Source organism: Gemmatimonas sp., from assembly GCF_027531815.1.
Taxonomy (GTDB): Bacteria; Gemmatimonadota; Gemmatimonadetes; order Gemmatimonadales; family Gemmatimonadaceae; genus Gemmatimonas.
The window spans coordinates 367,081-390,737 of the sequence record NZ_JAPZSK010000002.1; the positions used below are offsets into that span (position 1 = coordinate 367,081).

Annotated in this window: 19 protein-coding genes, 1 tRNA gene and 1 riboswitch; of the genes, 7 read left to right on the forward strand and 13 right to left on the reverse strand. The window is 68.3% G+C overall.

Annotated elements, in window-relative coordinates:
• The first annotated feature begins 6 nt into the window (after positions 1–6).
• Entirely contained in the window at positions 7–1,164 is a 1,158-nt protein-coding gene (locus O9271_RS02725; protein ID WP_298265976.1) for a P1 family peptidase, read from the forward strand.
• Between the two features lie 60 nt (positions 1,165–1,224).
• Here O9271_RS02725 and O9271_RS02730 read toward each other — a convergent pair whose 3' ends face one another.
• The 10 genes from O9271_RS02730 to O9271_RS02775 all read right to left on the reverse strand — a co-directional run bounded on the left by O9271_RS02730 (position 1,225) and on the right by O9271_RS02775 (position 12,145).
• On the reverse strand, positions 1,225–2,214 hold the full coding sequence (locus O9271_RS02730) for a homoserine dehydrogenase (protein ID WP_298265978.1): 990 nt from the start codon (positions 2,212–2,214) through the stop codon (positions 1,225–1,227).
• The gene (locus O9271_RS02735; RefSeq protein WP_298265980.1) at positions 2,211–3,245 is read right to left on the reverse strand and encodes an alpha/beta fold hydrolase; all 1,035 of its coding nucleotides are present in this window, start codon (positions 3,243–3,245) and stop codon (positions 2,211–2,213) included. The genes O9271_RS02730 and O9271_RS02735 overlap by 4 nt, the downstream gene beginning before the upstream one ends.
• On the reverse strand, positions 3,242–4,534 hold the full coding sequence (locus O9271_RS02740) for an O-acetylhomoserine aminocarboxypropyltransferase/cysteine synthase family protein (protein ID WP_298265982.1): 1,293 nt from the start codon (positions 4,532–4,534) through the stop codon (positions 3,242–3,244). The genes O9271_RS02735 and O9271_RS02740 overlap by 4 nt, the downstream gene beginning before the upstream one ends.
• A 58-nt stretch (positions 4,535–4,592) precedes the next feature.
• Positions 4,593–4,668: riboswitch (SAM riboswitch) on the reverse strand.
• A gap of 233 nt (positions 4,669–4,901) precedes the next feature.
• Positions 4,902–6,137, reverse strand: a complete 1,236-nt coding sequence (locus O9271_RS02745; protein WP_298265984.1) for an acetate kinase — start codon at positions 6,135–6,137, stop codon at positions 4,902–4,904.
• A 4-nt stretch (positions 6,138–6,141) separates the two neighbouring features.
• Positions 6,142–6,519, reverse strand: a complete 378-nt coding sequence (locus O9271_RS02750; protein WP_298265985.1) for a hypothetical protein — start codon at positions 6,517–6,519, stop codon at positions 6,142–6,144.
• A gap of 50 nt (positions 6,520–6,569) precedes the next feature.
• A complete protein-coding gene (gene purK, locus O9271_RS02755) occupies positions 6,570–7,775 on the reverse strand; it encodes a 5-(carboxyamino)imidazole ribonucleotide synthase (protein WP_298265987.1) in 1,206 nt (401 codons plus the stop codon).
• Positions 7,772–8,260: a 5-(carboxyamino)imidazole ribonucleotide mutase gene (gene purE, locus O9271_RS02760; RefSeq protein ID WP_298266283.1), complete on the reverse strand. Its 489-nt coding sequence runs from the start codon at positions 8,258–8,260 to the stop codon at positions 7,772–7,774. The genes purK and purE overlap by 4 nt, the downstream gene beginning before the upstream one ends.
• 101 nt (positions 8,261–8,361) lie before the next feature.
• Entirely contained in the window at positions 8,362–9,297 is a 936-nt protein-coding gene (locus tag O9271_RS02765) for a rhodanese-like domain-containing protein (protein WP_298265989.1), read from the reverse strand.
• A gap of 26 nt (positions 9,298–9,323) precedes the next feature.
• On the reverse strand, positions 9,324–10,778 hold the full coding sequence (locus O9271_RS02770; protein ID WP_298265991.1) for a pitrilysin family protein: 1,455 nt from the start codon (positions 10,776–10,778) through the stop codon (positions 9,324–9,326).
• Complete coding sequence (locus O9271_RS02775; RefSeq protein WP_298265993.1) at positions 10,778–12,145, reverse strand: pitrilysin family protein; 1,368 nt, start codon at positions 12,143–12,145, stop codon at positions 10,778–10,780. Before O9271_RS02775 ends, O9271_RS02770 begins: the two co-directional genes overlap by 1 nt.
• 177 nt (positions 12,146–12,322) lie before the next feature.
• Between O9271_RS02775 and O9271_RS02780 the strand changes: the two genes are divergently transcribed.
• Complete coding sequence (locus tag O9271_RS02780; protein WP_298265996.1) at positions 12,323–13,174, forward strand: MOSC N-terminal beta barrel domain-containing protein; 852 nt, start codon at positions 12,323–12,325, stop codon at positions 13,172–13,174.
• 1,023 nt (positions 13,175–14,197) lie between these two features.
• A complete protein-coding gene (locus tag O9271_RS18435; protein WP_343213865.1) occupies positions 14,198–14,650 on the forward strand; it encodes a PEP-CTERM sorting domain-containing protein in 453 nt (150 codons plus the stop codon).
• A gap of 720 nt (positions 14,651–15,370) precedes the next feature.
• Here O9271_RS18435 and O9271_RS02785 read toward each other — a convergent pair.
• Positions 15,371–15,443 (reverse strand) — tRNA-Asn (locus tag O9271_RS02785).
• 78 nt (positions 15,444–15,521) lie between these two features.
• Complete coding sequence (gene uvrA / locus O9271_RS02790; RefSeq protein ID WP_298265998.1) at positions 15,522–18,359, reverse strand: excinuclease ABC subunit UvrA; 2,838 nt, start codon at positions 18,357–18,359, stop codon at positions 15,522–15,524.
• 72 nt (positions 18,360–18,431) lie between these two features.
• Between uvrA and O9271_RS02795 the strand changes: the two genes are divergently transcribed.
• The 4 genes from O9271_RS02795 to O9271_RS02810 all read left to right on the forward strand — a co-directional run bounded on the left by O9271_RS02795 (position 18,432) and on the right by O9271_RS02810 (position 22,220).
• On the forward strand, positions 18,432–20,387 hold the full coding sequence (locus tag O9271_RS02795) for an ABC transporter ATP-binding protein (protein WP_298266000.1): 1,956 nt from the start codon (positions 18,432–18,434) through the stop codon (positions 20,385–20,387).
• A gap of 81 nt (positions 20,388–20,468) precedes the next feature.
• Complete coding sequence (locus tag O9271_RS02800) at positions 20,469–21,245, forward strand: Stp1/IreP family PP2C-type Ser/Thr phosphatase (RefSeq protein ID WP_298266002.1); 777 nt, start codon at positions 20,469–20,471, stop codon at positions 21,243–21,245.
• Positions 21,238–21,456 (forward strand): hypothetical protein, encoded by a 219-nt coding sequence (locus O9271_RS02805; RefSeq protein WP_298266003.1) that lies wholly within the window; start codon positions 21,238–21,240, stop codon positions 21,454–21,456. The genes O9271_RS02800 and O9271_RS02805 overlap by 8 nt, the downstream gene beginning before the upstream one ends.
• On the forward strand, positions 21,453–22,220 hold the full coding sequence (locus O9271_RS02810; protein WP_298266005.1) for a thioredoxin family protein: 768 nt from the start codon (positions 21,453–21,455) through the stop codon (positions 22,218–22,220). Before O9271_RS02805 ends, O9271_RS02810 begins: the two co-directional genes overlap by 4 nt.
• Before the next feature lie 49 nt (positions 22,221–22,269).
• Here the strand turns inward: O9271_RS02810 and O9271_RS02815 are convergent, their stop codons facing one another.
• A complete protein-coding gene (locus O9271_RS02815) occupies positions 22,270–23,550 on the reverse strand; it encodes an HD domain-containing protein (RefSeq protein ID WP_298266007.1) in 1,281 nt (426 codons plus the stop codon).
• Positions 23,551–23,657: the final 107 nt, after the last annotated feature.

Genomic DNA, 23,657 nt, shown 5'->3' on the forward strand with positions numbered 1-23,657 from the left:
AACTTAATGCGCTCCCTTCTGCTCGTCGGCCTGTTGGCCCCGGCCATGCTCTCGGCTCAGGTGCGGGCCCGTACCGTGGGCCTGGCGCCGGGGATCTTCGCTCCCGGGCCCTTCAACGCCATCACCGATGTCGCCGGCGTGCGCGTGGGGCACGCCACGGTGTCCGAAGGGGATTCGCTGCGCACGGGGGTCACGGCCATCGTGCCCCATGGCGGCGACCTCTATCGGGAGCGGGTACCGGCGGCACTCCACGTGGGCAATGGCTTCGGCAAGCTGCTGGGCGTCACGCAGCTGCGGGAACTTGGCGAAGTCGAGACCCCCATCCTGCTCACCTGCACACTGTGCATCTGGCCCGCAGGCGATGCTCTCGCCCAATGGATGCTGCAGAAGCCGGAGAATGCGTCCGTTCGCTCCATCAACCCCATCGTGGGCGAGACCAACGACGGGCAGCTCAACGCCACCCGCTGGCGGGGCGGGATTGGCCGTGCCGTCGTGCAGGCGTTGGAGTCGGCGAACACGGGCGCCGTTGCGGAAGGGAGCGTGGGTGCCGGGCACGGCACCGTGATGTTCGGCTGGAAGGGCGGGATCGGCACCGCCTCGCGGGTGTTGCCGGCCTCACTGGGCGGGCACACCGTGGGGGTGCTGGTGCAGGGGAACTACGGCGGCGTGCTGCAAATGGCGGGGGTGCCCATTGGGCCACTGCTTGGGCGGTATGCCTTTCAGCGCGACGTGGCCCCCACGCGCCCGGGTGGCGCGGGCGGGCCGGGCGACGCTCAGGCGGAACGGGGCGACGGGTCGTGCATGATCGTGATCGCCACTGATGCGCCGCTGCTGGCGCGCAATCTCGAGCGACTCGGGGCGCGCGCCATCATGGGCCTCGCGCGGACCGGATCGAGTGCATCCAACGGCTCGGGCGACTATGTGCTGGCCTTTTCCACCAGCCCGCGCGTACGCCGCCATCCGGATGCGGCGCTGTCCACCAACGACGAGCTGGGGAACGACGCCATGTCGGCGCTCTTCCAGGCCGTCACCGAGGCCACCGAGGAGGCGCTGTACAATGCCCTGCTCATGGCCACGCCGGTGTCGAGCCGCGCCGGTACGGTGCGTCCGCTGCCGGTGGATTCGGTGCGCACCCTGCTGCGGGCGCGCGGCCTCGGACGCTGACGCCGTCGCGGGCCAATCGCGTGCACCACGCGGCTGGCCTCACGACCGGCCAGCTGTCCTTTACCCGCCAGCGCCGGCCAGGAGATCCGACAATACGGCCCCCGCTGTGGCCAACCCGCCGGCGCCGGCCCCCTCGAATACCAGCGATCCCGCCGAATCGCTTTCCACGACGATGCGATTGCGCGGCCCGGTGACCTGCGCCCACGGATCCGCGGCATGGACACGCGTGGGGAGAATGCGCGCCACCAGCGCCCCTTCTTCGCGGGCCACGGTCGCCAGCAGCTTGACCCGGTCCCCTTCGGCGGCCACCCGCCCGGCCCACGCCGCCGACTCCGCATCCAGGCCACGGCGCGTGACCGACAGCGCGTCGGGGGGAACACCGAAGGCGAGCCACGCCAGAATGCGCAGCTTGTCCTCGGCATCCTGCCCGTTGAGATCGCGCGTGGGATCGGCCTCGGCGTACCCCAACTGCTGAGCGGCGGCAACAGCCATGGCCAGCGACTCGCCGTGGGCCACCCGTTCGAGCACGTAGTTGCTGGTGCCGTTGAGGATGCCGCTGACCCGGGTAATGCCCACACCGGCAGCCCCCGCACGCACACAGCGCACGACGGGGACGGCCCCACACACGGCGCCTTCGAAATCGAGCCGGGTGTTGCCGGCCGCAGCGAGCGCCTGCAACGCGGCCCCCCGTTCGCCAAGCAGCGCCTTGTTGGCGGTCACCACCCGCACGCCGCGTGCGAGTGCCGTTTCCACCAGCGTGCGCGCCGTGCTGGTCCCGCCAATGAGTTCCACCAATACGTCGATGTCGTCGTCGAGCAGCGCGGTGACATCGGCGGTGAGTGCCGTGGTGCGAGCGAGGCCGGCGTGTACCGCGCGTTCCAGCGCTGGGCGCGCGAGGGCGGCATTGCGCACCAGCACGCGCTGCACCTCCACGTTGGGCCCGGGTGCTGCCGCCAGCCGTCGCTGGGTGAGCAGGTCGAGCAAGCTGCTGCCGACATGCCCGCATCCGGCAAGGGCGATGCGCAGGGGAGCAGACAGGGCACGGCTCACGGCTGCGCTCCCCACGCCAGGTCGTGGGCGCGCGCGCGGGCACCGGTGAGCGCGCCATGAATGATGCGCGCCACGCGCTCCACCTCGAGCAGGAACGCGTCGTGTCCGTGGACCGACGGCAGGTCGAGGTAGCGCGCGGCGCACGCGTCTGCCCATTCACGCACGGCATGGTCGGGATACAGCTGATCGCCCGGAATGCCCACGCCAATGAGACGATCGGCCACCGGAGCCAGCGCCGCCGCCACCCCGCCCCGTCCACGCCCCACATCGTGCGCGTCCATGGCGTCGAGCAGCGCGCTGTAGCTGGCGGCATCGAAGCGCTCCACCAGGCGGTCACCGTGCGCCTCAAGCCACGCGTTGACCTGGAATGCGCCCCGCTCATCCTTCGTGCGCCCGAACCGGCGTTCGAGTGCTTCGGGTGTTCGATAGCTGAGCATGCCGATCATGCGGGCCAGCGCCAGCCCCTCGCGTGCACCTCCCAGCTCCAGGGCGCGGCGCATGAGCGCATTCCATGCCAGCCCCTGGGCCGTCTGTACCGCCGGCGCCGCCAGGCACACCGCGCTGCGCACGCGATGCGGGAAGCTGGCGGCAAATTCCAACGTGACCATCCCGCCCAGCGACCCGCCGCACACCAGCAGCGGGGCTTGCACGTCGAGTGCGTCGAGCAGGCGGGCCAGCAGCGCCGCCTGATCACGCGTCGTGATGGGCGGCAGCGCATCAGGGGCGTCGAGGCGTGGCCCCGTTGTCCCGTCGCAACCGCCGAGCAGGTTGGCGCAGAGGACCGCGTGTTTCGTGGGGTCGATGGCTGCACCTTCGCCAATGACCCCCTTCCACCACGTGCTGGCCTGCACGGTACCGGTGAGCGCGTGCACGACCAGCACCACGTTGTCGCGCGCGGCATTGATCGTGCCCTCCAGCTGGTACCGCACGCGCACGTGGGGCACGATGTCCCCACCATCGAGCGCGATGTCCTGCCATTCGATGCTGTCGTCCACCACCTGCGGTGTGTGTGCCGAACTTCGAGCCGTCACGCCGCGCTCTCCGCGTGCTGCGGGCCGGCAGTGGCCGTGCGTACGCTGTCGGTGGCGATGGCCGCGGCGAGCGCCCGATCGAGATCGGCAATGAGATCGTCGGCGTCCTCGAGCCCGATGGAGAGTCGCACGAGATCGGCCGTGACGCCCGCCGCCTGACGCCCCGACTCGGAGAGCTGCTCGTGTGTGGTGGTCCACGGATGGATCACGAGGCTCTTGGCGTCACCCACATTGGCCAGCAGGGAGAACAGCGTGGTGCCCTTGATGAAGCGCCGCGCACCGGCTTCGCCTCCGCGCACGCCAAAGGTGAGTACGCCGCCAAAGCCCCCACTGAGTTGGCGCGCCGCGTTGGCGTGCGTGGGATGTGAGGGGAGTCCGGGGTAGCGCACCCACGAGACAGCCGGATGCGATTCGAGGAACTGCGCCACCGTGAGCGCGTTCGCGCTGTGCTGCCGGATGCGCAGCGGGAGCGTCTCCAATCCCTGAAGAAAGAGGAAGGAGTTGAACGGCGAGAGCGCCGCCCCGATGTCGCGCAGCAGCAGCACCCGAAGGCGGATGGCGTAGGCGATGTTGGCGCCACCCACATTGCCGAACGCCTCGGCGAAACGCAGGCCGTGATACGCCGGCTCGGGATCGCTGTAGAACTTGCGGAAGCGTGCCGTGCCGCCCCAGTCGAAACGACCGCCGTCGACGATGACGCCGCCGATGCTCGTGCCGTGGCCGCCAATCCACGTGGTGGCGCTGTGCAGCACGATGTCGGCCCCATGTGCAAGCGGCTTCACCAGCACGGGCGCAAAGGTGTTGTCCACCACGAGCGGCAGGTTGAACTCGTGCGCCAGCCTGGCGAGCGCTTCGAGATCGGGCACATCGAGTGCCGGGTTGCCCACCGTCTCCACGTACAGGGCGCGCGTCTGCTCATCGATGGCTGCCGCGACCGCCTTGAGATCGTGGATGTTGACGAAGCGGGTGCGGATGCCCAGGCGGGGCAGGGTGTTGGCGAAGAGCGAGACGGCGCCGCCGTACAGCGACTGCGAGGCCACGATGTTGTCGCCGGCTTCGGCGAGGTTGAGAATGGCCAGCGTTTGCGCCGCCTGGCCACTCGCCACGCCAACGGCGGCCACCCCACCTTCGAGTGCGGCAATGCGCTTCTCGAACACATCGGTCGTGGGGTTCATTATACGGGTGTAGATGTTGCCGAAGGCCTTCAGGCCGAAGAGATCGGTTTCCTGGCCGGCGTGCAGCGCAATGGTGTCGGCGGCAAGCGGGCGGGTAACGGAAGCATCGGACATCGTAGGCACTCTCCCAGGGAGTAGTGCCGCCAGAGAACACGACGCGCCCGGACGGAGGGCCGCCGGGCGCACTCGCTGTTTAGCTCCTTGTTTAGCGTGGCGGCAATCGGCGGCAAATCACCACGGCACCGGAATGGTGCGGTCTTCTGTTGTCGTGTGCGCGGCGATTTCCCCACGAGAGTGCCGGAAACGCTGACGGCCCTCGCCGATTTGCATCGTCGAGGGCCGTCAGGACCGCGACTTAGACGGAAGGTCAGCACCACTGGTGCTGAGTGCGCGGCCCGTCAAATCGGGAAAATCGCCGCGTACACCTGCAGTATCGGCAAACGGGAGCGCGAAATCAAGTCGGGTTGCCGCGGGCCCCCACCTACGTCCCTCCACTTACGACCCGAAACGTATCCCGCGCAATCAGCAGTTCTTCGTCGGTTGGCACCACCCATGCCTCCAGCGTCGAACCCTCCACCGAGAAGCGGCCTTCCTTCCCTCCCACCAGCGCACCATTGGTTTGCGCGTCGACGTGCAGCCCCGCCCATTCGAGACCGGCGCAGATGCGCGCGCGAATCTCGGCGCTGTTCTCGCCAATGCCGCCGGCAAACACGACCGCATCGGCGCCGCCAAGTGCCGCGAGATAGGCCCCGATGTATTTGCGCGCCCGATAACAGAAGATCTCGATGGCCAGTCGAGCGCGGCGATCCTGCAACTCGTTGGCTTCCGCCAGCAGGTCGCGCATGTCATTGGTGAGACCGGAAATGCCCAGCAGCCCCGACTGGCTGTTGAGCATCGCCTCCACCTGGGAGAGCGAGAGTCCTTCCTTGGCGGCAATGTAGTCCAGCAACGCCGCGTCGAGGTCTCCCGATCGCGTTCCCATCACGAGCCCCTCGAGCGGCGTGAAGCCCATGCTGGTATCGATCGACACGCCGCCCTGAATGGCGCAGGCCGAACAGCCATTGCCAAGATGCAGCGTAATGATGCGCACATCGCTGCGCGCGCGTCCCGTGATCTTGCGATAGCGGTAGGCGATGGATCGGTGGGACGTACCGTGGAAGCCGTAGCGGCGAATCTTGTGTCGCCGGTACAGGGGATAGGGTATGGCGTACAGGTACGCGTGCTCGGGGAGCGTGTGGTGAAACGCGGTGTCGAACACCGCGACCTGTGGCACGCCAGCGCCGAGCGCCTGGCGGGTGGCTTCGATGCCGCGCAGGTTGTGCGGGTTGTGCAGCGGCGCCAGCTCCACATTGTCTTCGATGCCCTGCAGGACGGCCGCGTCGATGAGCACGCTGCTGCGGAATTGTTCGCCGCCGTGCACCACGCGATGCCCCACGGCGTGAATGTCGGCCCGGGCCGAGAGGCCGCTACCGCTCTCTGGCGAGGTGACATGGCCAACCAGCCAGTCCACCGCGCCCCGCATGTCCCGTAGCGCTGCCGTCAGCCGACGCGTCGTACCGTCGGCGTGGCGCACGGTGATGACCGATTCGCCGCCGATGCGTTCGATCTGGCCGCGCAACAGCTTGGTGTCACCGTCGCTCGCAATGCGCTCCGCATCGGTGGCCACCACCTGGAACTTGACGGTCGCCGAGCCGACGTTGAGCACCAGAATGTTCATGCCGTCAGAACGGCTTGTAGAGCGCCATGTACACGGCCACTCCCGCCAGCAGCGGCAGCAGGAAAATGAACGGCCGGGCGAGCGCCGGCTTGCGATACGGCAGCAGCACGATGGCGCTGAGCACGAGCCAGACGATGATCTTCACCCAGAGCCAGCCGGGGAAGTTGCTGCCGTGCTGAAAGCCGATGCGCGCCAGCATGCCGAAGCCACCAACCAGGATGAGCAGCGCGCCGATGCCGTGCATGCTGCTCATGAGGCCGCGCGTCTGGCTCTGGGCCTTCGTGCCGCCGTTGGCGGCATGGGTGGCAACGCCGCCAATCGCCAGGAATAGCATGGCGATGCCAATGATGTGCAGGATCTCGTAGAAGTCGCGTGGAAACATGTGCAGTTAACCGGGCGCTAGAGCAGAGGGTTCCGTACAGCGGGGCGAAGTCAGGAGGTCACGTGGGCAAGCACCGGTTCGTGCACATCGAAGCTGGCCACGGTGCCTGGTGACAGTCGACGATAGCACTCCAGCACGCGACCCAGCGCATCCTGTGCATCGGCGCCGATCGCCGAGAGGTGGCCCATCTTGCGGCCGGCGCGGGCCCCGGCCTTCCCGTACAGGTGGAGGCGGGTACCGGGAATGGCGAGCGCGTGCGAGATGTTGGGCGCCGATTCCTGCAGCCACACGTCGCCCAGCAGGTTGGCAATCGCGGATGGCGCGAAGACATCGGTGGCGCCGAGCGGCAGGTCGCAGATGGCGCGCACGAGCTGCTCGAACTGGCTGGTGGCCACGCCCCGTTCGCTGTGGTGATACGTATTGTGGGGACGCGGGGCGAGCTCATTCACCAGCAGTTCGCCCGTGGTGGTCACGAAACACTCCACCGCCAGCAGCCCCACGATCCCGATGCGCTCCGCCACAGCCTTGGCGAGCGACTGGGCGCGTGCGGTCATGTCGTCGCTGATCACCGCCGGGACCACCGCCCAGGTGAGCACACCGCTCGTGTGGTGGTTGCGTGACGGCGGGTACACCGCCACCGCGCCACTCGGCGAGCGGGCCACCAGGACCGAAATTTCGTAGTGGATGTCCACCATCTGCTCCACGAGGCACGCGCGGGCGCCGAGGGCGTCCCAGGCATCCGCGCCCTGCGCCGCTTCGCGCAGGCGCACCTGTCCGCGCCCGTCGTAGCCACCGTGCGTACTCTTCGCGATGCACGGGCCGAAGGTACTGACCGCATCGGCAATGTCGCTGGCCTGGGTGGCGGCCACGAAGTTACCCAGCGGAAACCCCTGCGCCGCGAGCCACTGCTTCTGGCGGATGCGATCCTGAATGATGTAGACGGGCTCGCGCCCCGGGCGCAGTGCACAGCGTGCCGCCACGGCATCGAGCACGTCGGGATGGATCTGCTCGATCTCCAGCGTCACGACGTCGCACTCGGAGGCGAGGGAAATGGCGGCCTCCACATCGTCGTACTTCGCGGTGATCGTGCGTGACGCCACCGGACGCGTGGCGCAGGCCGCCTCCGGGTCGAGCACCTGGATGTCATAGCCCATCGAGCGCGCGGCGAAGGCCGTCATGCGCCCCAGCTGTCCCCCGCCCAGAAAACCGATGGTGGCGCCCGGAAGGATGGGCGAGGGTGCGACGGTAACGGTCACGTGGCGGCGGGGCGAATGGCGTTGGGGGCGTCCAGCGGACGGGCGAGCGCTTCGGCGGCCTTGGCCGCGCGACGGTCGGCAAGACGCGCGAGGAGCGCCTCGTCGTGCGCGGCGAGCAGCTGCGCGGCGAACAGGGCGGCGTTGGCCGCTCCCGGCTTGCCCACCGCGAACGTGGCCACCGGCACGCCGGCCGGCATCTGCACGATGCTGAGCAGGGCGTCCATGCCGTTGAGCGGGGTGGCCACCACCGGCACCCCCAGCACGGGCACCAACGTCTTGGCCGCCAGCATGCCGGGGAGATGCGCCGCCCCTCCGGCACCGGCAATGATGGCCCGCAGCCCACGCGCTCCCGCCTGCTCGGCGTACTCGAAGAGCCAGTCGGGCGTGCGATGCGCCGACACAACGCGCGCCTCGTACGGAATGCCAAGTTCGGCCAGGATGTCGCAGGCCGGCGCGAGCGTGTCGAAGTCGCTCGCGCTGCCCATGACCACACCGACGAGCGGTGTGGGAGCAGCAGGGGTCACGCGGTCTCCGGAGTGAGGGGACAGGGGAAAAGTACCCTCACCCGGAAGGGGCCGCCCCGCGCCTATTCCTTGCCACCGGGCGCCACAATGGGGCGCGTGCTGCCACTCCACTCCTGGAACGATCCGTCGTACATGCGCGCGTCGCGCTGCAGCAGCGTAGCCACGAACCAGAGCAGCGTGGCCTGCTGACCGATATGGCAGTAAGTAATGACCGGCTTGCTGCGATCCACCTGCTGCGCCGCGAACAGCGCCTCCAGTTCGGCGCGCGGGCGGAGGAAGCCGTTCACGCTGACGCTGGAGATCGGGATGTTCACGGCCGTGGGAATGTGTCCCGGGCGCGGGTAGCCGCCGCCGTCACCGTTGTAGAAGCGGGTGAGCCGCGCGTCGACGAGGAAACGCGAGCGGTCCTGGGTGGCCGATTCCACCTGCCCCACCACCGCGATGAGTTCGGGGCGCACGCGCGGGGTGAAGGTCACCGGGGCCACGGTACTCGGCGCGGCGGTGCTGACGGCGCGCTGCTCGCCCTTCCACGCCTGGTAGCCGCCGTCCATGAGTGACGTGCGATCACCGGCGCCCAGATACGACAGGGTGAAGAACACGCGGGTGGCGCTCTGCAGGTTGAAGTCATGCGGTACCACCACCACGCGGGTCCGGTCGCCGATGCCATTGCGCACCGCCCACGCCGTGAGCTGCTCCGTACCGGCCATCTGCAGCGAGAGCCCGCCTTGCACCTGTGGGAGGGCAATGTCTTCGAGCGACACATGGCGGCTGCCGGCCACATGGCCGCTGTCGTACTGCGCCTTGGTGCCCACGTGCAGCACGACGAGGTCGCGATCGGCCGCATGCTCGGCCACCCACGCCGTGGACACGAGCATCGGCGCGGCATCGGCCGCTCGGGCGTTGGCGGGGGACGGGCGGGTGGCCGGTGTCTGCCGACAGGCGGACGCGACCAGGGAAGCAGCAAGCAACAGGACAGACCGTCGAGCAGAACGAAGCATCGGGAATGAGACTCGGTTGAGGGAGGTCACGGCACGATAACCGGGCGGCCGCGGGCGTCACGCACCTCGACCGGCGCGATCTTCGTGGCCTTGAGGGCGGGCTCGATCGTCGCGCGGTCGCCGGTGATCACGATGGTGAGCTTGGACGGATCGAGGTACTGCGCGGCCACCCGCTGCACGTCGGCCGTCGTGACCTTCGCGATCCCCGCGTCGAACGCGCCGAGGGTGGACAGCGGAAGGCCGTACGGCACGAGGTTCGCCACCTGGGCGGCGATGTCGCCGGTGCTCTCGAACCCGTCGGCGTACCCGAGGCGGAGATAGCGCTTCACCTTCTCCAGTTCGGCTGCCGGCATCGGCTTCCGGATGCTGCCCAGCTCCTTCATGAACTCAATCAGCGCCGAGTCGGTCTTGGCCGAGACCACCTCGGCGCGCGCCGTGAAGGGGCCGCGTTCCCGCCGCATCGCGAACGACGACCCGGCGCCGTAGGTGTATCCCTTCACCTCCCGAAGATTGTTGTTGAGCCGCGAGGTGAACGAACCGCCGAGGGCGGTGTTCATCACCTGCAACGGGTAGTAGTCGGGCGTGCGGCGCGCGACGCCGATGCCGCCGATGCGGAAGCTCGACTGGGCCGCCTTGGGCTTGTCCACCACGTAGACGGTGGTGGGGCGGGGCGCCGTGCGGTTGGCGGCGTACACCGGGGCGGGTGGGAGCGTGGCGCGCTCCCAGTTGCCGAACGCACGAAGCGCCAGCGCCTCGGCCTCGGCAACGGTAAGGTCGCCAACGAGCACGAGCGTGGCGTTGTTTGGCCGATACCACCGCGCCCAGAACTGTTTCGCGTCGTCGAGCGTGATGGCCTCCACCGTTTCCTGCACACCGTTCGGGCTTCGTCCGTACGGGTGCTGCTCACCGAACACCAGCGACGCGTAGGCCCGATCGGCCATGGCAGGACCGCGATCCTGTTCCTGCAGCAGCGCGGTTTGGCGCTCACTGCGCAGGCGCGTGAACTCCTTCTCGGGGAAGGTTGGGCGCCGCACCACGTCGGCCATCACGGCCATCGCGCTGTCGAGGGTGGCGCGCGTGGTATGCAGCGAGACGGTGCTTTGCTCCAATCCGGCGAACGTGCCCACGCGGATGGCCAGAAAGCCGATCTCGTCGGCCAGAGCCAGGGCGTCGCGCGCGCCGGCCCCCTCGTCGAGCAGGTTCGCCGTGAGCGTCGCCAGCCCCGCCTTGCCGGCGGGATCGGCCTCGCTGCCGGTGCGGATCACGAGCTGTGCATCGACCACCGGCAGCTCGCGGTGCTCCACGATCACGAGCCGCAGACCGTTGGGTAGCGTGCGCTCGATCATGGCGGGGAGCCTGAGCGGCGTGGGCGCGGCGAGCGTGGGGGGCGTGCTGCTGGCCGCCTGCTGCGCACCGGCAAACGCGGGCCGTACGCCGACCGCGACCGCCGTGGCCATGGTGGTGATGATGAGTCGGCGCATCACTTGATTCCTCCGAGCGTGGCGGCCGTCAGGGCGACCGAGCGCTTCCCCTCCGGCACGATGGTAAGCACCACACGCGGGGTGCCGGCCAGGTAGGTCCGGGCTGCGCGCTGCACCATGGCCGGCGTCAGCGCATCGTAGCGCGCGAGGTCCTGCGCGAGATAGTCCGGCTGCCCGGTGAGATAGTTGTAGTAGCTCAGGCGGAACGCCTTGCTGGCCACGTTCGAGAGGCCATCGAGCATGCTGGCGCGCATGCCGTTCTTGACGCGGGTGAGTTCCCGCTCGCTGGGACCGTCGGCGATCAGGGCGTTGAGGGACCGCGTGATCTCGGCGTCGATCTCCTGTGGCGTGACGTCCGGACGCGCCGTGACCACCAGCTGGATCATGCCATCGAGCTTCTGCGACTGGTTGCTCATGCGGACGTCCTGTGCCAGCTGCTTCTCGTACACCAGCGTGCGGTACAGCCGCGAACTCTTGCCACCCGCGATCACGTCGGCCACGGCATCGAGCGCAGCGTCATCCGTGCTGAACGCCTTCACACCGTGCCACGTGTAGTAGAGCCGGGGCAGCTGTACGCGGTCCTCGAGTACCAGCACCGTGTCGCGCGTGCGTGTGATTGCCGGGGCCGTGGGCCGGGTGATGGGCGAGGTACTGCGGGGAATCTGGCCGAAGTACTTCCGGACCCACACCTTCGCCGAGTCGGGGTCGAAGTCCCCGGCGATGGTGATGGTGGCATTGTCCGGCGCGTAGTATCGGCGGAAGAAGTCCTTCACGTCGTCGAGCGCGGCGGCGCTGAGGTCGTCCATGGAACCGATCACGTCCCACGAGTACGGATGCCCCGTGGGAAAGAGCACGGGCAGGATCGTTTCATCGGCCTTGCCGTAGGGGGCGTTGTCCACGCCCTGGCGCCGCTCATTCTTCACCACATCGCGCTGCAGGTCCAGCTTGGCCTGGTCCATGGTGGGGAGCAGCCATCCCATGCGGTCGGCGTCGAGCCAGAGCATGAGTGGCAGCGCGTTCGACGGACCGGTTTCGTAGTAGTTCGTGCGGTCGAAGTTGGTGGAGCCGTTGTTGCTCGCCCCCGCGGCCTCGAGCCACTCGTCGAACTTGCCCACAGGGACGTTCTGCGAGCCCATGAACATCACGTGCTCGAACAGGTGCGCGAAGCCGGTGCGCCCCGGCTTCTCGTCGCCCGAGCCGACCTTGTAGAAGTTCTCCACGGTGACGATCGGCACCGATCGGTCCACGTGCAGAATGACTTCGAGGCCGTTGGGCAGGGTGAACTTTTCGTGCGGGATGGCGGGCGCCTTCTGGGCGCCAGCGCCCAGTCCCGGCAATGCGAGCAGCAGGGCGGACGCGAGCGGCACAAGGCGGCGGCCTCGCGGGGGCAATCGAAGCATGAGGGCGGGCTGGTGAATTCCGGGGTACGCGGGTAGCGAAGGAAATGTATACGGGGCAGTTTGGCCCCAGAGCCGCGCTGGTGGCCGCCCTGCGGCTCGGCTTTCGTCCACCGGTCTTCTTTCCCGCTGAGGAGCGCCTGCCGTATGACGATGTCCACGCCCCGTGTTGCCGGACTCACCGTGTACCCGCTCAAGTCGGCCGCCGGGATCGCGGTGGAGCAGATGCCGCTCGACGACCGCGGCGCCGTGGGAGATCGGCGGTGGCTGCTCGTGGATGGGGGAGGGCAGGCCATTACGGCGCGCGAGTGCCATGCGCTGCTGCACATCACGCCGCGTTTTGCCACCGCCGATCGTGATGGTGCCCTGCTGCTGGACGCCCCGCGACACACGACCCTCACGGCGCCGGTGCCCGGGGCCGACGCCATGGCGCGGCCGGTGTTCGTGTGGGAGGATGCCACCCTGGCGCTCGACGCCGGCGATGACGCCGCCGACTGGTGCAGCGACGTGATCGGGCGAGCCTGTCGTCTGGTGCATCTTGACGATGACGCGTCACGACCACTCAAGCGCAAGTACGCCGGCCCGCTGCCGCACGAGGCCCGGCGCGTGGCCTTCACCGATGGGGCACCCCTGCTCGTGCTGGGGCTGCCGAGCGTTGATGCGCTCAATCTGCGGCTCCTCGAGGCGGGGGCGTCGGAGCCCCTCGATCGGCGACGCTTTCGCGCCAACGTGTGGCTGAGTCACCTCGAGCCGCACGAGGAAGACCGCTGGAGCCGCGTAACCGTGGGTGAGGTGACGCTCGGCGTGGGATCGCTCTGTACCCGCTGCGTCCTCACCACGGTGCACCCCGACTCCCTTGCGCAGGGCGTGGAGCCGCTGCGCAGCTTCGCCGACTATCGGCGCACCAGCGAGGGCGTGGTGTTCGGCGTGAACGCCACGCACGCCGGTCCGGGGACGCTCGCGGTGGGCGACGCCGTAACCGTGCTCGAGCCCCGGTGACCCGTCGCCACCGGCGCGCCCACGTACGGCTCAGTACCGCGGTGCCCAGCGGCGTCGGTGGCGCGGGTGAGAATGGCCGACCCGCGCAACGCCGACGCCGTATCAAGTGAGTCCTGCTGGATCAGGTTTGAGGGCTAGACCATGTGGCCCGCCGGCACTGCAAGCGGGGAGGCGATTTTCGGGGTAACTCCAAATTGGATGTACCCCGAAGCGCCGCATCCACGACGCTCACGCTGGACGACCTTCGTCCCCGATCCGACGTGCCACCGTCGCCCCCAAGCCAGTGTGAGTCGGGCGTCTTCGAGATCGGATTCACAGCCAGCGTCCCTCAAGCTGGTGGTCAGTGCGTCGTTCTCGGCGAAGGGACCGTCGTCGTGCAACGGCGGGGCGCACCCGCCCGGGCGCTTCGGTACTGTCGCCAGCAGCGCGCTGGAACAGGAGAACGCGCACGTGAACCTCCTGTGCGGCGGTCTATCCCTCGGAGAGTGGTGCACTAATGCCTCAGCGTGTTGCGGCATCCCCACAACAGACGAGATTCATTCGGGCCATGGTGGCCGACGGTGACGTCTGCGACGTTCTTGTCGTGCATGCCCTCCACGATGCGGCTTCCGTCGTCCGTCGCCTCGTTGGGCCGCGGTGGCGGCGCATGCAGTAGGCATGGTATGTCTATTGCACTGTATGTTGCCGTTGTCGCCCTTGCATGCCACTGCGCTATCCTTCCGGGATTCGATTTCGGTGCGTGGTCGGCAGGCAACGAACGGTCCGCGCAACCATTTGTCCCCGTCAAGCATGACTATCCCACGTTTCTCGCGTTTCCTGGCGGTCGCGACCGCACTCGCGGCCTTTCCCGCGACGAGTTACGCCAGCCCCGTATGTGCTTCGAATTCCCAAGTGCTCGGGACGTCCGACGGCGCCACGTTCACCCTATTCTACGGAATCACCGGCGGAACGACGTGGACCGCTGCGAATACGGCCGGGTGTACGCCAGGGGGGAGATTGGCCGTGCTGGACAACACGACCCGAATGAACGACGTGTCCGGGTGGCTCGGGGCATTCTTGAACAGTAATCCCAGACCCGATGGCATCGTGAACGGTTTGCTTGGACCGTGGGTGGGAGCCTATTCAGATGGTCCCGGTTCGGGTTTCTTCTGGATTAACGGATCCCCCATCACGGACAAGACAAACGGATTCAATTGGACTCCTGGTCAACCGGACTTTCGCACGCAAGATGCGCAGGGTGTGACCTACGGGCACGGCAGCGCTCCGATATTCTCTTCGTTTGGCGACTACGGACAGCAGTGTGGCACGACTCCGCCGCCGGGAAATTTTACGCCGCCGGCGAGTTGCATAGCCGGGCCCGTCACCGCCTTCGTATGGGAATCATCCGTCGTGGTCCCGGAGCCCTCGACGTACGCCCTCCTGGCGCCCGGCTTGTTCGCGCTTGGCGTGGCCGCGCGGCGTCGCCGGAACGCCTGAGGCGCAAGCCTCCGACCCTGCATCGACCTCCAGTCCGGTGGAGCGGCCGACCGCGACTGGGACCGTTGGACGGTGGCGAGGAGGTCGGTTCCGGGTGACATCGACGTGAGCTGGCGCCGAGGCGCCCGGAGCCAGTCAGTCACTCCTCGTGGAACGCAGGAATCCAGCCGGTTGAGCGGCGCTGTCACTCCAGACGGCGCCGCTGTTTGCGTATGGGAGCTCCCGCAATGGTCTGGGCGGCGGATCCGGGGCGGTACATTCCGCTCACCCCAGATGGTCCGCACCGAAATTCGATACTGGGCCGCGACCTTACGGGGCCGCTCGCCCGCGTACAGCATCGACTGGACGGCGTGTCAATCCAAACATCCTGAGCATCCTCCTCGTGCGCCTCCCGCCCGGGGCACTGACCTACCCAGGGTCGACGCTATGGTGGGGCGAAAGGGCTCAGGTGTGACAGACTTTAGCGAGATACCGTGACGGAGTTTAGAGACCCACACCTCGAAACCCGGGGCGGTTCAGCCGTGGGCGGAAAGCAGCGCCGTTGTCGCTCTTGCAGATACAACGGGATTTCGCGTCGGACCTCGAGTCACGAGGCCCAATGCGTCTCGGGGAATGCCGAAGGCTCGCCCTTTATCCGGTGTAGCACCCGTGTAGATCCAAACGAAAAACGGCCAGCCCCTAGAAGGCTGGCCGTTCTCGTAAGTCGTTGATATTCAACAGCTCCCGGGGAGGGACTCGAACCCCCGACAGGGTGATTAACAGTCACCTGCTCTACCACCTGAGCTACCCGGGAATACCTCTCCGACAGCTACCTGCGTTGCCGGAGCCCCAAATAATCAACCACCTGCCGGGCAGAGTCAAGCGGCCCGGGCTACCGGGGAAGCACGGTCTGCAGCCACCGCCCCGTGTGCGAGGACTCCGTCGCGGCGATCGCTTCCGGCCGTCCCATGGCCACCACCTGACCGCCGCCATCCCCGCCGTCGGGGCCCATGTCGATGATCCAGTCGGCCAGCTTGATCACGTCGAGATTGTGCTCGATGAGCAGGAGCGTGTGCCCCTGGTCGAGCAGCCGCTCGAACACCTGCGCCAGCTTCCGGATATCCTCCAGATGCAACCCGGTGGTGGGCTCATCGAGGACGTAGAGCTTGCGGGCCGAGCCCTTCGCGGTGAGCGCCAGTTCGCGCGCAATTTTGAGCCGTTGCGCCTCGCCGCCGGACAGGGTGGTGGCCGGCTGGCCCAGCCGTAGATACCCCAGCCCAACCTGCTGCACGTGCCACAGCGCCTGCGCCAGCTTATCCTCGCGCGGGAAAAAGCGGATCGCTTCGTCGACGGTGAGCTCGAGCACGTCGGCGATACTGCGGCCGCGCAGCCGGACCTCGAGAACCTCGGGCTTGAACCGCTTGCCCCCGCACGCATCGCACGGCACGAACACGTCGGCCATGAACACCATCTCCACCTCGATCGCGCCGGCGCCCTCGCAATGCTCGCAGCGGCCACCGGCCACGTTGAACGAAAAGTGCCCCGCGCCGTAGCCGCGGGTGCGCGCCAGCGGGGTCTCGCTGAACAGTCGCCGGATCTCGTCGTACGCCTTCACGTAGGTAACCGGGTTGGAGCGCGGCGATTTGCCAATGGGGCTCTGATCCACCAGCACCACATCGTCGAGGTGCTCGTCGCCCGAGAGTGAGACGAAGTCGCCAACGGTCTCGCCGAGATGCTCCTTCGCGGAGTGCTCACCATGCAGCCGCGATTCGATGGCGTGAAAGAGCACATCGTGCACGAGCGTACTCTTCCCCGACCCCGACACACCGGTCACCACCGTCAGGGCGCCCAGCGGGATGCGCACGTCCACGCCGTGCACATTGTGCGCGCGCGCACCGCGCAGCGCGAGCCAGCGCGGGCCGAGCGTGCGTCGCGCCGCGGGGACGTCAATGCGTCGCGCGCCCGTGAGGTACTGCCCGGTGAGTGGGCTGCTGGCGACGTCGGCCATGGGGCCGGCAAACACCACCTGGCCGCCCTGTTCACCGGCTGCGGGCCCCATTTCCACCATGAAATCGGCAATGCGCATGGCTTCGAGGTCATGCTCCACCATCACCACGGTATTGCCGAGGTCACGGAGCCGCACGAGCAGCGAGAGCAGCCGGTCGAGATCGCGCGGGTGCAGCCCGATGCTGGGTTCGTCCAGCACGTAGGTGGTGTCGACCAGGGCGGCCCCCAACGCGTTCGAGAGCGTAATGCGCTGGGCCTCGCCGCCGCTGAGGGTGCGCGTCGCGCGATCGAGCGTGAGATAGGTGAGCCCCACGTCGGCCAGGAAGCGCACACGCGCGCGCGCCTCGCGCAGCACGGTCTCCGCGATGTGCGCAGCGCTGCCGGTGAGCGTCAGCTCATCGAGCCACCGCCGGAGATCGCGCACCGGCAGGCGCGTCACGTCGGCAATGGTGCGCCCCCCGATGCGCACCTGCAGGGCGTCGGCCTGCAGCTTGGTGCCGCCGCAGGTGGCGCAGTCCTGCGCGCTCTGGTATTTGCGCAGGAAGATGCGGATGTACTGCTTGTAGCGCTTGTCCTCGAGCGCCTTGAGGAACGGATAGATCCCGGTGTACTGCCGCGTGGCGCCGTGGAGCAGGTCGCGCCGCACCTTGGCGGGGAGCGATTTCCACGGAGCATCGGGCGAAGCGCCAAGCGCGCGAACCTGATCGACGACCAGCCGGCGCTGCTTCTCGTAGCGCGGCGCCGTCCAGGGATCGATCGCCCCGTCGCGAACGGAGCGATCCGGATTGGGAACGATGAGTTTCTCGTCGTAGTCGAGCGTGGCGCCAAAGCCGTTGCACGTGGCGCAGGCCCCGCGCGGGTTGTTGAAGGAAAAGAGCTGCGGCGTGGGGGCCGGGGCGCGGGTGCCGTCGTTCGCGCACTCGAAGCGTTCGGTGAAGGCCATCCGGGTTACCGGGTGCCCGGCGGGGGCCGCCTGCAGCACTGGTGGTGGCAGCACCGGTTCCGGGAACAGCAGGACCGCGTCGCCGTCGCCCTCGAGAAACGCCGTCTGGACGGCTTCGGCAATGCGGCCGGCCGCCGCCGCCTCGATGCGCAGCCGGTCGATCACGACATGGACGTCGGGGGTGGCGGACAGGTCGAGCGTGTCCGCTGTCACGTCGTCGAGGTGGTGCACCACCTCGCCCACGGCAACCCGCACGAACCCGCGGGCCCGCAGATTTTCGGCGATGACGGCGTGCGTGACCTGCGAGGAGCGCACGAGCGGGCAGGCCACCATGAAGCGCGTGCCGGCGGGCAGGGCCAGCACCAGGTCGGTAACGGATTGCACCGTGTCGGGGCGCAGCTCACGGTCGCAGATGCGGCAATACGTACGGCCAACGCGTGCCCAGAGCAGGCGCAGATAATCGTAGATCTCTGTGGCGGTGCCCACCGTCGAACGGGACGTGCGGGTGGGGTTCTTCTGCTCGATCGCCACCGCCGGCGACATGCCGTCCACCCCGTCCACCGCCGGCTTCTCCATGCGCTCGAGGAACTGGCGCGCATAGGCGGAGAGTGACTCCACGTACCGGCGTTGTCCTTCGGCATAGAGCGTGTCGAAGGCCAGCGACGACTTCCCGGACCCCGAGACCCCGGTGATGACGGTGATGGCGCGTCGGGGCAACTCGAGGTCGAATCCCTTGAGGTTGTGCTGCCGTGCGCCACGGATGCGGATCTTGTCCTTCATCCGTGAAAGCTATTGGCTCGCGCAAAGGGGGGCGGCGGGGCGAGGGCGGGGGCCTGCTAGATTGCGCGGGTCATGGCTGCCGCCCCTGCTTCCGCCCACCCCGACGACGACGCCCTGGGCGCGGCCTACGACGCGCGGCTGGTACGGCGCCTCCTGCGCTACGTGCGCCCGTATCGGGCCCTCGCGGCGGCGGCCCTCGGGTGCATCGGGGTGGCGGCGGCGCTGCAGCTGGCCGCGCCTATCCTGACGCGCTGGGTCATCGACGTGGCGTGGCCCGCGCGCGACCGCATGCTGGTGGTGCAGGTGGCCGGCGGCTTTGCCGCCCTGCTCGTCCTGCAGTTTGCCGCCTCGTACGGCGAGACGCTGTTCACCGCGTTGCTCGGGCAGCGCGTGATGCGCGACCTGCGGGCGGAGCTCTTTGCGCATGTGCAGCGGCTGCCCATCGCCTACTTCGACCGGACGCCCGTGGGGCGGCTCGTCACGCGTGTCACCAGCGACGTGGAGGCGCTGAACGAGCTGTTCACCTCCGGCGTGGTATCGGGGGTGGGAGATCTGTTCACGCTGGTGGCCATCAGCGTGGTCATGCTGGTCGTGGACTGGCGCCTGGCGGTTGCCGCCTTCGTGGTGATTCCTCTGGTGCTGCTCACCTCCCGCGTCTTCCAGCGGCACGTGCGGGAGACCTACCGCGAGATCCGGGCGCGGGTGGCGCAGGTGAACGCCTATCTCGGCGAGCGACTGTCCGGCATGCGGCTCATTCAGCTCTTCGGTCGCGAGCACAGCGAGGCGCAGCGATTCGCCCGGCTCAACGACGGGCACCTCGACGCGCAGCTCCGCTCGATCACCGTGTACGCGCTGTATTTCCCGGTCATCGAGTTCCTCACCACGCTGGCGCTGGCCAGTCTGCTCGTGACCGCCGCCGGCGAAGTCGCGGGCCAGCGGGTGACCGTGGGGACCGTGGCGGCCTTTCTCCAGCTCGTGCGCCGCTTCTTCCAGCCCCTCCAGGATCTGTCGGAGAAGTACAACATCCTGCAGGCGGCCATGGCGGCGTCGGAGCGACTCTTCGGGCTGCTCGATACCCCGGGCACGGCCGGCCACGCCCCCTCTCCGGACCGGGAGGTCCGGGTGCGCGCCATGGCCAGCCAGGGGGTGACCGTGCAGTTCGAGCACGTCTGGTTTGCCTACGGTACCGCCACGCCGTCCGACGAACCGGTCGGAGAATCGGTGAGGGAGCCGGTCGGGGAGCCGGCGGGGGAACCGCACAGGGCACCGGAGACGGGCGACAACGTCCCCTGGGTACTGCGCGATGTCTCCTTCACGGTGGGACCCGGCCAGTCGCTGGCGCTCGTGGGGCACACGGGGGCCGGCAAGAGTACCATCGTGAACCTCCTGCTGCGCTACTACGAACCCCAGCGCGGGCGCATTCTGGTGAATGGGGAGGACGTCCGGCAGTTGCCGCTGGACGTGCTCCGTTCCCTCATGGCCTATGTCCAGCAGGACATCTTCCTCTTCGCCGGCGACGTGCTCACCAATGTGCGCCTGTCGGCGCCGCTCGGTGAAGCGGAGGTCCGTCGGGCGGCGGCGCGGGTGGGGGCCGACCGTGTGATCGACCGGCTGCCGGGGGGCTGGGGGCATGTGCTGGGAGAGCGAGGGGCCGGCGTGAGCGTGGGGGAGCGGCAGTTGCTCGCCTTCGCCCGCGCTATTGCGGCTGATCCCGCGGTCCTGCTGCTCGACGAAGCCACCAGCGCGGTGGATTCGCGCGTGGAGGCCGACATCCAGGAGGCGGTACGCGCGTTGATGCGGGGGCGCACGACCATTGCCATTGCGCACCGACTCAGCACCATCACCGATGCCGACGAGATCCTCGTGCTGCACCACGGCGAAGTGATCGAGCGTGGCACGCACCGCTCGCTGATCGAGGCCGGCGGCACCTACGAGCGCCTGTTCCGGCTGCAGGCCGGCGACGATGCGCTGGCAAACTTGCCCTCAGCCCAAGGGACACGCTTGCCAACCGACGCGACTGTCGGGTAGCTTCGCCTGTGGCCGTCCTGCTCCTTGGGGGGCGGCTGCTGAGTTCCCAGTACTTCCTCTCCGGACGAACACCCCACCCACGTGCAGCTATCTGTCGCCGCCGGTACCGATGTCGGACGCATTCGGGCAGGCAATGAAGACAGTCTCTATGCGGACGCCGATCAGGAGCGCGGGCTCTTCATCGTGGCCGATGGCATGGGGGGACACGCCGCTGGTGAAGTGGCCAGCGAGATGGCGGTCCAGATTGTCGCGCGGGATCTCTCCGACGTTCGTGACCTGACGACGGGCGGCGCCGGGTCGCGCATGGCCGACGCGCTCAAGAGCGCCAATCGCGCCATCTACGAGCGCACCATTCAGGAAGCCGACAAGCAGGGCATGGGCACCACGGCGTCCTGCCTGCTCATGGGGCAGGGTCGGTTCATCATCGGCCATATCGGCGATTCGCGCGTGTATCTGCTGCGCGACGGCCAGCTCCGGCAGATCACGAAGGACCACTCGTACGTGCAGGAGCAGGTCGATGCCGGTTTCCTGACCCCCGAGCAGGCGCGCTACCACCCCTACAGCAACGTCATCACACGTTGCGTTGGCGCCAACGCCGTGGTCGAGGCCGACGTGCTCACCGGCGAGCTGCAGATTGGCGATCTCTATCTGGTCGCCTCCGACGGACTCACGGGCATGGTCGAGGACCCGCAACTCAAGAAGATCCTCGAATCCAGGCAGACGCCGGGACGCATGGTGGACGCCATGATCACCGAAGCGAATCGGCGTGGCGGTCTGGACAACATCACGGCCATCGTGGTGCAGGTAGTGAAGGTCACCGGCATCGCGACGGGCGAAATGCCCGCGGTCCTTGGCTGACGAGACGGTCGGCGGGTTGGCCGACCTGTATCTCGGCAACCTGCTGTACGCGCTCGAGCGGTGCGCACTGTCGCTCGAGTCTGATGGAAAGCCGCTCGACGCCGCGTTCTATCGCGGCATCGGTCGAAAACTGGCCGACGCCCACCGACAGGCGCGCCCCGGTGACGCGGCCTCTCCCTCCCCCTCCCCCTCCTCCGGATCGCTGCCATGAGCTCATTCCGTCGCTGTGCGATTGCCCTCCTGGGCGGCGCGGTGCTGGCGCCGACCGCCCCGCTGCGGGCGTTTCCGGCCCCCTTTGCGGTCGCCAATGGCGGCGCTGGTTCCGGCCTGGTGCCATGCGGAGCCTCGGCATCGCGCGTACGTCCGGCGCCTGAGGCGGCGCCTGAGGCGTGGCCCGTCCCGGCCTACGCCGACAGCACGCTGGCCGCCCTGCACGCCAGCGGACAGTCGTTCGCCGATTTCGTTGCCGCAACGAAGGCGCGCCGGGACGGGTGGCTGCGGCTGGCCGATAGTGCGCAGGTGGACGACGCCCTCGTGCAGCGCGCGCGGGCAGCGGGGGGAAGCTGGAAGCTGCTGGTGGTGGCGGTCGACGCCTGCGGGGATTCGATGAATACCGTGCCGTACGTCGCGCGTCTCGCCTCCCAGGCTGGCGTGGACCTGCGCATCGTGCTGCCGACGGCCGGCCGGCCGGTGCAGGAGCAGCACCGGTCGCTCGACGGCCGCGTGGCCACGCCCACCTTCGTGCTGCTCGACGCCGAGGGGCGCGAGCGCGGCTGCATTGTCGAGCAGCCCCGGGCCCTGCGCGAGTGGTCGTCAGCTGAGCGGAAGCGCGCGCCGCTGGACTCGGTGCACGCCGGGATCCGCGCCTTCTACGCCAAGGATCAGGGCGCGGCCATTGCCCGCGAGACCGTGGAGATGCTCGAGGCAGCGGCCGCCGGCCGCGTCCACTGCGACCGCGGCAGCGCCGCCAGCTGACCAGTCCGGCTCCCCGGTCAGGGGAAGGTCGGCGCAGAATGCAGGCGGGTCAGCCCAGGAGCGGCTGTCCCGTATCGAGCCGCCGGGTCACGTCGCCGGCATCCATGCGAAGGACCGCCAGGACCCCACGTTCCGGCACCGGCGCGCGGTTGGCCGTGAAGACCCGCAGGCGCCGCGCACTGCGGTAGAGCTCGTCACTCAGGCGCGGCAGATTGAGCGCGCCCTCCCACCCATCGGCGGTCAGCTGCACCACGCGACCGTCGCGCCGTTGCATGGGAATGTCCACCCCCAGCATCTGCGTCTTGGCGGGGTAGTCGAGCAGCACCGCGCCCGACGCCAGTCCCAGTTCAGCGGCCAAGGCATCTTCCACCCGGCGGGTCAGACGATAGTCGGAGGCAATCCACTCCCCGACATCCTCGCCCAGCGTAGCGGCGGGGCATTCGTAGGCCCGCTTGTGCAGACGTCGGATGCGGATGGCGTCCAACAGGCCACGCGCCTCCGGCACCAGAGCGGGCGTGTCGAGATGCACCAGCAGCCCTTCGTCGGTGAAGCGCGCCACGCTGTCGGCCGCCACGGCGCCGGTATCGATGGCCACGGCCACCAGCCGCTTGTACATGGCCGTGGCACTGCGCACCGCGTGGTGCCAGTACACGTTGCGATACATCTGATACTTGGCGAACAGGAGCGACTCGAGCGCGGAGAGCCCCTTCTCGTGTACGCCGATGGCCGGACCCTGCCCCGGCAGCGACACCAGCACCAGCGAATTGAGCAGCCGGTCCACATCGATCTCACCGTACGGGACACCACACATGGTCGCGTCACGCTTGAGGTACTCGATCTTGTCGAGGTCGATGGATCCGGAGATGAGGCCCTGCAGCGGGTGTGTGCTACGTCCGGTGATGAGGGCGAACACCTCCTGTGGGGCGTACCCCCCGAGGTGCGTACGCAGGCAATCGCCAATTACGCCATCGGTGACGAGTGGGCGGGCGACCTCTTCGTGATCGGTGACGCCGATCTCCTCGAGCGCATGGGAGAACGGGTAATGCCCCACGTCGTGCAGCAGCGCGGCCGCGCGCACCACCTGCTGCTCCCGTAGAGTGATGCCGTGCAGCGCGCCACGTTCGTCGAGCAGGCGCAGCGCCATACCCGCCAGATGCCACGCGCCCAGTGCGTGTTCGAATCTCGAATGAGTTGCTCCCGGATACACCAGGAAGGCCAGCCCCAGCTGCCGCACATAGCGCAGCCGTTGCATGACCGGGGTTTCGAGCAGCGCCAGCGCCAACGGGTCGAGGCGGATGTTGTTCCAGAGCGGATCGCGCAGGATTTCCATGGTGCTAAAGATATGCAGGGCCCCCGTCACGCACCTGTCATCATTCGACACGGCCGGCGTCATTCACGCCCGACACAACGAAACGACCGACTCCCGCATTTACCTGA